Below are 11309 nucleotides of genomic sequence, written 5' to 3' on the forward strand. Positions count from 1 at the left end.
GAATGGCTGTCGGTTGCGTCAGGCTCCGGCCGTGGCCGGGGCGTCGACGGCAGGGGCGGCGGGTGTGGCGGGGCCGGCGGGGGCGGCGAGCGCTCCGAGGCCGGCGGGTGCGGCAAGGGCTCCGAGGGCTGTGGGGGCGCCGGGGGCTGCCGCTTCGATGCGGTGCAGTTCGGCCGCGAGGATGCGGCCGATCTCGGCGAGGGCCGCGGGCTTCATCAGGTCGTTGTGGCTGCGCTCCAGGTGGTGCGCGGTGATCGCGCCGGCCACGTACGGGCGCCAGGTCTCGGGGGTCGGCGAGATGTCGACCTTGTCGAGGGAGGCGACCAGGATGGTGACGTCGCCGCCGTACCGGGCGGGTACGAACTCGTGGACGAGTTCGCGGCCGTTGGCGTAGACCCGGCCGATCGCCTCGATGTGGTGCTGCTCCAGGCTGGCGAGGGAACTGCCGAGCTTGCGCAGGATCTCGATGACCTTCTCGTGCTTGAGCGGCTTCTTGCCGAGGTAGCGGCGGTCGTAGCCGACCCAACGCAGCAGGTCGGCGAGGATCTCCTGTTCGCCGAGCTCGGCGAGCGTCTGGCCGGGGTAGGTGTCGAGGATCGCCAGCAGTCCGACGTCCTCGCCCTCCCGCTCCAGGCGGGTGGCGATGACGTGGGCGGCGATGCCGCCGGAGGAGTAGCCGAGCAGGTGGTAGGGGCCGTGCGGCTGGACCTTGCGGATCTGCTCGACGTAGTCGTCGGCCATGTCCTCGAAGGAGCGGGGCAGTGCGCCGGTACCGTCCAGGCCGCGGGCCTGGAGCGCGTAGACGGGGGTGTCCTGGCCGAGGTGCTTGATGATGCCGGCGTAGCACCAGCCGAGCCCGCCGGCCGGGTGGACGCAGAACACGGCGGGGCGGTCGCCGTGCGGGCGCAGCGGCAGCAGGACGTCGAGCGGGTCCTCGTCGCGGTCGCCGTCGGCGATCCTGGCGTCGAGGAGTGCCGGGGTGGGGGCCTCGAAGACGCTGCGGATGGTGAGTTCGGTGCCGAAGGTGGCGCGGACGCGGGAGACCAGGCGGGTGGCGAGCAGGGAGTGGCCCCCGAGGTTGAAGAAGTTGTCGTCCATGCCGATCCGGGGCAGGCCCAGCACCTCGGCGAACAGGCCGCAGACGATCTCCTCGCGCGGGTTGCCGGGGGCGCGGCCGGTGGTGGCGGCCGCGAGGTCCGGGGCCGGTAGGGCCTTGCGGTTCAGCTTGCCGTTGGGGGTGAGCGGCAGCACGGGAAGAGTGACGAAGGCGGCGGGCACCATGTGCTCGGGCAGTTCGCCGGCCAGCTCGCGGCGCAGTTCGTCGGCGGTGGGAACGCCGGAACCGGCCGGGACGAGGTAGGCGACCAGGCGCTTGTCGCCCGGGGTGTCCTCGCGGGCCACGACGGCGGCGTGGGCGATGTCGGGGTGGCGGTCGAGGGCGGCCTCGATCTCGCCGAGTTCGATGCGGAAGCCGCGGATCTTGACCTGGTCATCGGTACGACCCAGGTACTCCAACACCCCACCCGCGGCCCACCGCGCCAGGTCCCCGGACCGGTACATGCGCGAACCCGCCGGACCGTACGGATCCGCCACGAACCGCTCCCCCGTCAGCCCCGGCCGCCCCAGATAACCACGGGCCAACTGCACCCCCGCCAGGTACAACTCACCCGGCACGCCCGGGGCGACCGGGCGCAGGGCCGCGTCCAGGACGTACGTACGGGTGTTCCGGACCGGCCGGCCGATCGGTACCGGGCCGGCGTCGGGGGCGCATTCCCAGGCCGTGACGTCGACGGACGCCTCGGTGGGCCCGTACAGGTTGTAGAGCCCCACCCGGGGCAGCACGCGGAAGAACTGGTTCTGGAGCTCCTCGGGCAGTGCCTCGCCGCTGCACACGACCCGGCGCAGCACGGTGCACTGCGAAGCGGCGGGCTCCTGGACGAACACCTGCAACATGGACGGCACGAAATGCACGGTCGTGACCCGCTCCGCACGGATCAACCCCGCCAGATACACCGGATCCCGATGCCCCTCCGGACGCGCCACCACCAACGTCGCACCACTGACCAACGGCCAGAAGAACTCCCACACCGACACGTCGAACCCCGACGGCGTCTTCTGCAACACCCGATCGTCCCCGGCCAACCCGAACCGGTCCTGCATCCACAGCAACCGGTTCACGATCCCCCGATGGGAAACCACCACCCCCTTGGGACGACCCGTCGACCCCGACGTGTAGATCACGTACGCCGGATGGTCCCGCTCGGGGGCCGGGCCGGCGACGGGGCCGTCGGGCTGGGCCGCGAGCAGGTCGACGGTGTCGTCGATGTCCACCACGAGCAGCGGCGCGGCGAGGCCCGCGGGCAGCCGTACGGCGGTCTCGGCGGTGGTGAGCAGCAGCGCGGGCCGGGCGTCGTCGAGCATGAACGCGATGCGGTCGGCGGGGTAGTCGGGGTCCACCGGCAGGTAGGCGGCGCCGGCCTTGAGCACCGCGAGCAGGCTCGTGAGCAGTTCGACGGAGCGCGGGACGGCGAGGGCCACCAGGTCCTCGGGGCCGACGCCCCGGGCGCGCAGGACGTGGGCGAGGCGGTCGGCGCGGGCGTGCAGCTCGGCGTAGGTCAGGGAGCTGCCCTCGAAGCGCAGGGCCTCGGCGTCCGGGGTGCGCGCCGCCTGCCCGGCCAGCAGCTCCGTCAGGGTGGCCGATGCCTCGTCGTGGGCGGTGTCGTTGTGTCCGCGGACCACGAGGTCGATCTCGGCGTCACCGGCGACCTCGATCCGGCCGACGGGGGATGCGGGATCGGCGGCGGCCAGTCGGCCCAGGAAGCCGAGGAAGCGGTCCTGGTGGGCGGCGATCTCCCGGGGGGTGTACAGGGCCGGGTTGGCGTCGAAGTCGACTTGGAGGCCGCGGCCGTCGGAGCGCTCGTAGACGATCAGGGAGAGGTCGTCGGAGGGGCCGATGGAGAGGTTGTTGACGACGGCGGGCGCCTCGCCGAAGCGCAGCCCGTAGTCGAACATCATGATGTTGATCTCGGGGCCGGCCAGCCGTCCGCCGCCGCTCAGCAGCTTGCGGTCGCGGACCAGGTCCTCGTAGCGGTAGTGCTGGTGCTTCACGGTGGCGCGCAGGTCGGCCGAGACCTGGAGCAGCAGGTCCGCGAGGGTCATGTCCTGGGTGACCGGCACGCGCAGCGGTACGACGTTGGAGACCATGCCCGGTACGGAGCGGGCGGCCTTGCCCAGGCGGCAGGAGACGGGGACGCCGAGGACCACCTCGTCGGCGCCGATGGAGCGCTGAAGGTAGAGAGCGGCTGCGGTCATCATGGCCGCCGGCCAGGTCACGCCGACCTCGCGGGCGGTGTCCCGCAGCGCCTCCAGGCGGTCCTTGGCGAGGAATTCGGTGCGGCGCACCAGGCCGTGGGCCATGACGGGCCTGGTGTCGGAGAGGCCCACGGGTTCGGGGCAGTCGGCGAGCCCGTCCTGCCAGAACTGCCGGTCGGCGACGAAGCGTTCACCGGCGCGGTACTCGGCGTCGGAGCGGACCAGGTCGGCGACCGTGCCGAAGCCGCTGGGCTGCGGCTCGCGGCCGGCGGCCAGCGCCGTGTACAGCTCGGCGGCACGCCGGGTGACCAGGGCGACGGCGAACCCGTCGACGGTGACGTGGTGGTAGCGGTAGAACCAGAAGTAGCGCTCGGTGTCGACCCGCAGCAGGGCGAAGCGGAAGAGCAGGTCGCGGCGCGGGTCGACGGGCTCGGCGAGCGCCTCGCGCATCCAGGCCTCGGCAGCCGCCTCGGGGTCGTCCTCGCCGCGGACGTCCAGCTGCTCCAGCTGCCAGGCCGGGGCCGGGTCGGCGATCTGCCACAGGCCCTCGTCGTCCTCGACGATCCGCATGCGCAGCGCCTCGGCCTCATCGACCAGGATGCGCAGCGCCTCCTCCAGAATTCCGGCGTGCACCGGTCCCTGGATGTCGAGGTATTCAGCCGCGTTGTAGATCGGGTTTTCCGGGTCGAGCTGCTGGGCGAACCAAATTCCGGCCTGAGCCGCGGTCAATGACAAGGCGTCTCCAGCGAGCATGATTCCCATCCACCCCTAGCGGACAATCGGCAGCCGAAGAACCCGGGCTGTGACTTTCGTAGAACGAATTCCACTCTCACATCTGTCCGAAATCATCGACAACGCCCACTGCATCAACCTGCCATCCGGCCCCGACAACGCCGAACGGGCGTTGCAGATACCTGCCAACGCCCGTCCCCTCGGCTTCTTCCTGTCAGGCCGCGGTGGCCCGGACCAGGCTGGTCGGCCGCATGTCCGTCCAGTTCTCGTTGATGTGGTCGAGGCACTCCTGCCGGGGCGCCGCGCCGTGCCGGACGGTCCAGCCGGCCGGTACCTCCGCGAACGCGGGCCACAGGGAGTACTGGCCCTCTTCGTTGACGAGCACGAAGTAGCTCGCGGCGTCGTCCTCGAACGGGTTGGTCGCCATATCTCTGCTTCCTTTCCTGCCGTGCGTGGTGAAGGGAATTGGTGTGGGTGTCGGAAAAGACGTGTCAGCGGGCGGCCCGTACCGACTCGGCGAATCCGGCCAGCCGGTCGACGCCCCAGTACTTGTCGAAGCCGCTGATGAAGAAGGGGACGCCGAACACGCCGTCCCGGTGCAGGGAGTTCAGGGCGTTCAGCCCCAGCTCGCGGATCTCGGAGTCATCGTGGGCCCGTGCGAGCGCTTCGGGGTCGAGCCCCAGGCCCTCGCCGATCTTGCGGATGGTGTCGGGATCGGAGATGTCCTCACCGAGCTCCCAGCGGGCGCGGTAGGTCTCGGCGATGAACTCACGACCCGCTCCGAGCCGCTCGGCCGCCAGGTACGCCAGGTGCGACACCTCCCAGCGGGGAGCGGGGTCCACCGGCCACACCATGTCCAGGCCGCGGGCCCGGGCCAGGCGCCGGACGTCCTGGAGGATGTAGAGGTGCTTCTCCTTGGACATCGGGACGTACGGGAGCTTGATGTTGCTGCGCTCCAACTCGTCCAGGGCCGGCTCGTCCGGCTCCCAGAAGGGCAGCCATTCGATCGCCGCGGCCACGTCCGCGTGCCGGCCGACCAGGTCCCGGTAGGCCATCCAGGAGTAGGGGCTGCGGAAGGAGAAGTACCAGCGGGGTCCTCGTCGTGCCATCACCGCCTCCAACGGTTCGTGTGCGGGTGGTGCTAGATCGTGATGCCGCCGTCGATCTGCAGGACGGCTCCGGTGATGTACGCGGCCTTGTCCGAGGCCAGGTAGGCGACCAGGTCGGCGACCTCCTGCGCGGTGCCCATGCGGCGCAGCGGGATCGCGGACAGGGCTTCCTTGCGGGCCTTGTCGTTCATCCCGGCGACCATGTCGGTCTCGATGAAGCCGGGTGCGACCGCGTTGACGCGGATGCCGGAGCGACCGGTCTCCTTGGCCAGGGCCCGGGAGAAGCCGATGATCCCCGCCTTGGAGGCGGAGTAGTTGGTCTGGGTGCCGTGGCCGTAGACCCCGGCGACGGAGGAGATGTTGACGATGGCGCCGCCGCGGCGCTTCATCATCCCGAAGACCACCGCGCGGCAGACGTGGTACACGCCGTCCAGATTGGTGTCGATGACCTGGCGCCACTGTTCGTCCTCCATGAGGACCAGCGGGTTGTCGCGGGTGATCCCGGCGGCGGTGACGGCCGCGGAGATCGGTCCCAGCCCGTCCTCGGTCGCCGTGATCCAGGCCCGTACGGCGGGCCCGTCGGCGACGTCGACGCGGCTGCCCACCACCTGGACGCCGAACTCCTCGCCGGCCTTCTCCAGGGTGCGCGCGGCGTTGTCGTCGGAGCGGTAGCAGAAGGCCACGTCGAATCCGTCGCGGGCGAGCGCGCGGACCGTGGCGCGGCCGATGCCGCGGGAGCCGCCGGTGACGAGGGCCACCGGGTTGGTGCTGTCCGACATGTCGTTCGTCTCCTCAGGCGGTGGCGGGGCGCAGCGCCGCCGCGGGGCGGAAGGCCATGACGATCCGGTCGACGGTCATCACCGTCTCGCCGGCGGAACGGGTCTCCCCGTCGAACAGCAGCGTGTCGTCGACCTTGCGGTCCAGGCGCACGCGGTGTTCCAGGACCTCTCCGGGCAGGACCGGGCGGTGGAACTCGACGCCGGTCATGCCGCCGAAGAGCATCACGCGGCCGTCGAGGACGTCCGGGTTGGGGTCGTCCCAGGTGGCCAGTACGCCGGCGGACTGGCACCAGGACTCCACGAGCAGCGTCGCCGGGTAGGCGAAGTCCTCCTCGGGGGTGTCCGCGTCGAGCCGCTCGTACCAGGGCTCGTTGCAGGTGACGGCTTTGAGGGCGATGAGCCGCTCGCCGGGGACGATGTCCACGACCCGGTCCACCAGCAGCATGGGGAAGCGGTGGGGCAGCCGGGCCCGGATGTCGCGCTGGCCGATCACGCTGCCGCCTCCTCTCCGGTGGTCGCGGGCGCGGCGTAGCGCAGGCGTACGCCGGCCGCGGGGCCCCGTCCGGTGGTGAGCTTGGCCCGCACCTGCCAGTCGCCGGCGGGGGTCCGCTTCCAGGCGAGGGCGATGTCGACCCGGTCGCCGGGGAAGACCGGCCCGGTGAACCGGGTGGACTCCACGGCCGCGAGGCGGGCGCCCTTGGCACCGTCGGGCAGGGTGGCCTCGGCGCCCTGGCGGGCGCATTCGACCAGGCAGACCCCGGGAAAGATGGGGAAGCCCGGGTAGTGGCCGGGGAGCACTGTTTCGGTGTCCGCCACGGTGAACCGGGCCGCGGTGCTCAGCTCGCCGTCGGCGGGCAGCACCTCGACCGCGGCGAGGAGTGGGCTCGCGGCGGGCATCAGGCCGCCTGCGCCGTGTCGATCCGGGCGCGCAGCACGTCGTAGGCGCTGTCCAGGGTGACGATGTGCTTGAGGTCCGATTCCGGCAGCTTGACGCCGTACTTCTTCTCCAGCACCACGACGACCTCCAGGGCCATCAGCGAGTCGACCTCCAGGTCGTCGACGAACTTGACGTCGTCGCCCACCTCGGCCACCTCGACGTCCAGCACCTGGGCGACGAGGGCGCGCAGTTCTTCCTTCTCCAGCACGGTGTTCTTGTCCTTTCGGGAGGGCGGGCCGGCTTCAGCGCAGGCCGAGCAGGGCGCAGCCGACGGTGCCGGTGCGGTCCACGGAGGTGATCACGCCGATCCGGCCGGCCGCCTCGGCGGGCCGGTCCTCGGCGTACGACAGCAGGGCGGCGGCCTGGAAGGCGGCCGCGGCGGCGCCGGTGTCGCCGATCAGGCCGGTCGGCGTGAGGTCGGCGTGGTCGACGGCGCCGAACACCTCGCGCACCGCGTCGGCCTCGCCGAGGCCCTCGCTGCCGGGCGCGCCGGAGCGGGCGACGGCGGCCACCTGTGACGGCTCGACGCCGGCCCGGCGCAGGGCCGCGCGCAGGCAGGCGACGAGGGCGGGGCGGGGGTCGCCGTCGAGGACGACGCCCAGTTCCACGGCGAGGAGTTCGGCGAGCACGGGCTGGTCGGCGTCCTCGGGCGTGTGCGGTTCGACGAGCAGCATGGCGCAGCCCTCACCGAGCGCGGGGGCGGGGGCGGCCGGCGCGGCGTCCGCGCCGGCGGGCTCGCCGCTGTGGTGCTCCAGCCAGGCGCGGGCCTGGCTGAACTCCTCGGCGGCGCCGCACAGCACGGTGCGGGCGCGGCCCGATCCCAGCAGCCTGCGCGAGTAGTTCAGGGCGTGCAGGCCCGCGGTGCGGCCGCCGGCGATGGTGGCGTTGGGGCCCTTGAGGTGGAACCAGATGGCGCTCTGCCCGGCGGCGCAGTTCATGACCGTGTTGGGGAAGCGGGCCGGGTCGACGAAGAAGGGCTGTTCCCCGGTGAGGGAGTCCCGGGTGAAGTCCATCATCGACTGGGCGCTGCCGGTGGTGGTGCCCAGGGCGAAGGCGGCGCCCTCCCCGGTGCCGACGGCGCGGTTGCGCGCCGAGTCGTCCAGCAGGGCGCCGGCGGCGGTGACGGCGAGGCCGGTGACCCGGTCCATCGAGCGGGTGCCCTTCTTGCCGAGCACCTCGCGGACCGCGAAGCCGGGCACCACGTGGCCCACGCCGTCGGGGGTCGTGCCGTACTCGGGCCCGAGCTCGGTGACGGTCGTGCGCCGCTCCCGCAGGCCCTCGGTGAAGGCGGCCCTGCCGATGCCGTACGGCGACACGGCGGACCAGGCGGTGATCACCGGGCGTCCGGTGCCGGTGGTGGGAGTGGTCATGACCGTCACGTGTTCCTTCCGTTCGGGGTGGTGCAGGTGGTGGTGCCGTTCGTGGCCGGTGGTCCCGGGCGTGCCGTTCGTGCCGGTGGTTCCGGGCGGGACGGTCACAGGAAGACGACCATCCGGTACTCGTTCCAGCGGGCGGCGGTCTCGTCGGCGGCGACGAGCCGGACGCCTTCGATCAGCGGCCGGGCGGCCGCGAGGGCTGCGATGTCGGGCTCCTCCACGAGGACGCCGACGCCCTGCTCCAGCAGGGTGCGGACGCCGGCGCGGGGGTCGGTGAGGGTGTCCACCGTCCGGCTTCCGATGCGCAGCGCCGGTACGGGGCCCGTGTCCAGGGCGTAGCTCGCGGCGGAACCGCGCAGCAGGATGTCGAGGCCGCCCAGTTGCCGGTGCAGTTCGGTGGCGAGGTAGAGCTCGTCGAAGAACTGTTTCTCCAGCGCGCCGCGGTAGCCGTGTTCGACGATGGCCAGTACACGGGCGTCCATCAGATCCCCCCCAGGTGCAGGACCTTGTCGGCGGCCGCCGCGTTGGCGGCGTAGCCGCCGGGCGGGCGGATCACCACCTGGGGCAGGTGGTGATCGGCCCCCCGGTCGTCGCTGCAGAAGCGGCAGCCGTACCAGTACAGCCGCCCCTCCCAGGTCGTGAGGAGGTCCTCCACCAGCGCCGCGGTGGAGGGGTACTCCCGGTTCCAGTCGGCGAGGTTGCGCGGCTTGTCGTCGCCGAGGGCGCGTTGGGTGAGCATGGTCGCGTAGCCGCAGGTCCACACCTGTACGGTGGCGCCCCGCTCCAGGAGGGACTGGGTCAGCCGCAGGGCGGTGGTGACCTGGTCCGAGGTGTGAGGGGGACCCATGAGGGTGATGAGCACGTCGGTGTGCGGAATCTTCCTGGCCACTTCAGTGCCACACCACCCGGACGGCCGGATCGAGGATCCAGCCCGCCACCACGTCCATGCCCACGACGCGCAGTTCGGGGCGGAGGGACGCCTCCTCCAGGCCGCGCTGGGCCAGCGAGAAGCTGTCCGCGGCGAGCACTCCGCCCTCCTTCTGGAACCGGTCCAGGTCGCTGTCGCTGCCGGGGACGGCGAGGACGACCCCGTCCTGGACCAGGAAGAGGAGCGCCGTCTGCCCGGTGATCACCTGGGTGACCGCGTCGCGCCGGAAGCCGGCGTCCTGCGCGAAGCGACCCTGGCTCTCGACGAGCAGCAGCCGGGGGGTGCCGCTCTCCCAGTCCTCGCTCACGCCGCCGGCGTCCCGTTGACGGCGTCGAGGACGCGCTGGTCGAAGTTGACGAGGCTCCAGTCGCGGCGGTTCTCGATGACGGCGTAGCCGTGCACGATGCTGCCGGTCGCGGTCTTCACGAGCTCGCCGTCGCGCAGGACGTAGAAGTCCATGCGCGAGGTGTAGGTGAAGTCCTTGAAGACCTCCTCGACGGTGTAGACCGTGTAGAGGTCCTCCTCCATCAGCGCCTCGTCGAGGATGCGGATGTCGGAGCGGGGCACGACGGGGATCCAGCGGCGGTCGTCGAGCAGCGTCTTGATGGAGATGCCGCGGTCCGCGACGAAGCGGTCCTTGCCCTCCTCCATCAGGCGCAGGTAGCCGGACATCTGGATGCGCTCGGTGAAGTGGCAGTACGGGTACGGGATGTTCCACTTCCAGGCGTACGCGTTGCGGCCGGTGGTGAGGGAGGCGAGGATCTCCTCCTCGGCCGGGGCGGCGGCGGGCGCCTCGCGCTCCAGGTCGTCGCCGAGCTTGGCGACGGCGAAGCGGGCGAGCTGCTCGGGGACCTCGCCGGCCGCCTCGAGGTAGGTGTCGATCCGCAGGGAGACGCGGACCTTCGAGGTGACCGCCTTGTGGATCTCGCCGCCCCGCTCGAACTGGATGGTGACCTTGAAGCCGATGGTCCCGTCGTCGTCCTTGGTCCACGGCACGACCTGCGCCTCGGCGGTGTCGTCCATGTGGAAGGCGTGCAGGATGCGGCTGTCGATGGTGACCAGGTCCAGGCCCAGGCCGTGCTCCTCGTACAGCGCGCGGGCGGGCAGCCCGGACTGGCGGAAGTGGTCCAGTACGGCTTCCTCGACGAGGTAGTTGACGTGCTTGAAGCCGATCCAGGTGCAGATGTTGGACCCCTCGTAGCGGGGGCGCACCGTGGTGGTGGTGGCGGTGGTCAGCAGCGTCTTGACGGCGGTGTCCGTGACGAGGGTCATGCTCGGTGCTCCAGGGCGGTGAGGAGGGCGGGCCCGCTCGGCGGGGTCAGGCCCATGGTCGAGTTGACGAAGCTGCTGACGGCGGCGGCGAACTCGCCCGCCGCGTCGAGCATCGGGAAGTGCCCGCTACCGGGCAGGACGCGGGAGACGGCGTCGGGCAGGGCGGCGGCCAGCGCCACGCCCTCCTGGGGCCGGGCCACGAAGTCGTGCTCGCCGGCCAGTACCAGGGCGGGCGCGGTGATCCGCCCGGTCTGCAGGGCGGGGGTGCGCAGGTACAGCTCGAAGAAGCGCAGCCAGCCGTAGGGGCCGACGCGGTCGCGGACCCGTTCCCCCATCGCCCGGCGGACGTCGTCCGGGAGCCGGCCGCCGGAGTGGGCGCGGATGCCCTCCTCCATGATCAGGTGGAAGTCGTTGAGGTAGAAACTGATGGCGTTCCAGTCGAACTCCTCGGCCCGGGACCGGTAGAACGGCGACACGAGGACCAGGGCCCGGATGCCGTACTGGCGCAGCGAGTCGACGCCGCCCCGGTTCTTCTGGTCGAGCAGGTCGAGCAGGACGTTGGCGGCCATCGAGTGGGCGACGACCACTTCGGCGCCGCCCGGCACCGCCTCCAGGGCCTTGCCGAGCCAGCCCCGCAGGTTGGGCTGCTCGCCCCAGTCGGCGATGGTCTCGGTCCGCCACGGCAGCCGGGCCGTCCACACCTGGTACGACGGCGGCAGCTCGGGCAGGACCCGCTCCCAGACGCTGTCGTTGGCCGCGAGTCCGTGCAGCAGCAGGACGCGGGGCCCGCTGCCCGCGGTGCGCCGTTCGACGGTCACCGGGCGCAGGTCCACATGGGTGTTCATCACAACCTCCTCCTCGCCC

General features: G+C 71.8%; 13 protein-coding genes. All 13 read right to left on the reverse strand.

The genetic code is table 11. The annotated features are described in order from the left end of the window. Positions 1-18: 18 nt before the first annotated feature. The 13 genes from ACZ4XJ_RS28185 to ACZ4XJ_RS28245 all read right to left on the reverse strand — a co-directional run bounded on the left by ACZ4XJ_RS28185 (position 19) and on the right by ACZ4XJ_RS28245 (position 11290). Positions 19-4047: an amino acid adenylation domain-containing protein gene (locus ACZ4XJ_RS28185; protein ID WP_468497845.1), complete on the reverse strand. Its 4029-nt coding sequence runs from the start codon at positions 4045-4047 to the stop codon at positions 19-21. 211 nt (positions 4048-4258) lie between these two features. Next, entirely contained in the window at positions 4259-4471 is a 213-nt protein-coding gene (locus ACZ4XJ_RS28190) for an MbtH family protein (RefSeq protein ID WP_362880989.1), read from the reverse strand. Between the two features lie 64 nt (positions 4472-4535). Beyond that, the gene (locus ACZ4XJ_RS28195) at positions 4536-5153 is read right to left on the reverse strand and encodes a DsbA family protein (RefSeq protein WP_468497846.1); all 618 of its coding nucleotides are present in this window, start codon (positions 5151-5153) and stop codon (positions 4536-4538) included. 32 nt (positions 5154-5185) lie between these two features. After that, positions 5186-5932: a 3-oxoacyl-[acyl-carrier-protein] reductase gene (gene fabG, locus ACZ4XJ_RS28200; RefSeq protein ID WP_362880986.1), complete on the reverse strand. Its 747-nt coding sequence runs from the start codon at positions 5930-5932 to the stop codon at positions 5186-5188. 13 nt (positions 5933-5945) lie between these two features. Further along, complete coding sequence (locus ACZ4XJ_RS28205; RefSeq protein WP_362880985.1) at positions 5946-6425, reverse strand: 3-hydroxyacyl-ACP dehydratase FabZ family protein; 480 nt, start codon at positions 6423-6425, stop codon at positions 5946-5948. Next, positions 6422-6829, reverse strand: a complete 408-nt coding sequence (locus tag ACZ4XJ_RS28210) for a 3-hydroxyacyl-ACP dehydratase FabZ family protein (protein ID WP_362880983.1) — start codon at positions 6827-6829, stop codon at positions 6422-6424. The genes ACZ4XJ_RS28205 and ACZ4XJ_RS28210 overlap by 4 nt, the downstream gene beginning before the upstream one ends. Beyond that, a complete protein-coding gene (locus tag ACZ4XJ_RS28215) occupies positions 6829-7077 on the reverse strand; it encodes an acyl carrier protein (protein ID WP_362880982.1) in 249 nt (82 codons plus the stop codon). Before ACZ4XJ_RS28215 ends, ACZ4XJ_RS28210 begins: the two co-directional genes overlap by 1 nt. A 34-nt stretch (positions 7078-7111) precedes the next feature. Next, positions 7112-8347 (reverse strand): beta-ketoacyl synthase N-terminal-like domain-containing protein, encoded by a 1236-nt coding sequence (locus ACZ4XJ_RS28220; protein ID WP_468497847.1) that lies wholly within the window; start codon positions 8345-8347, stop codon positions 7112-7114. Next, positions 8344-8727, reverse strand: coding sequence for a hypothetical protein (locus ACZ4XJ_RS28225; protein ID WP_362880978.1), 384 nt, complete (start codon positions 8725-8727; stop codon positions 8344-8346). The genes ACZ4XJ_RS28220 and ACZ4XJ_RS28225 overlap by 4 nt, the downstream gene beginning before the upstream one ends. Further along, positions 8727-9134, reverse strand: coding sequence for a hypothetical protein (locus tag ACZ4XJ_RS28230; RefSeq protein ID WP_362880977.1), 408 nt, complete (start codon positions 9132-9134; stop codon positions 8727-8729). Before ACZ4XJ_RS28230 ends, ACZ4XJ_RS28225 begins: the two co-directional genes overlap by 1 nt. Before the next feature lies 1 nt (position 9135). After that, on the reverse strand, positions 9136-9480 hold the full coding sequence (locus ACZ4XJ_RS28235; RefSeq protein ID WP_362880975.1) for a hypothetical protein: 345 nt from the start codon (positions 9478-9480) through the stop codon (positions 9136-9138). After that, positions 9477-10445, reverse strand: a complete 969-nt coding sequence (locus ACZ4XJ_RS28240) for an acyl-CoA thioesterase family protein (protein ID WP_468497848.1) — start codon at positions 10443-10445, stop codon at positions 9477-9479. The genes ACZ4XJ_RS28235 and ACZ4XJ_RS28240 overlap by 4 nt, the downstream gene beginning before the upstream one ends. Beyond that, entirely contained in the window at positions 10442-11290 is an 849-nt protein-coding gene (locus ACZ4XJ_RS28245; protein ID WP_468497849.1) for an alpha/beta fold hydrolase, read from the reverse strand. Before ACZ4XJ_RS28245 ends, ACZ4XJ_RS28240 begins: the two co-directional genes overlap by 4 nt. Positions 11291-11309 lie beyond the last annotated feature (19 nt).

The organism is Streptomyces sp. NPDC029836 (assembly GCF_055574495.1).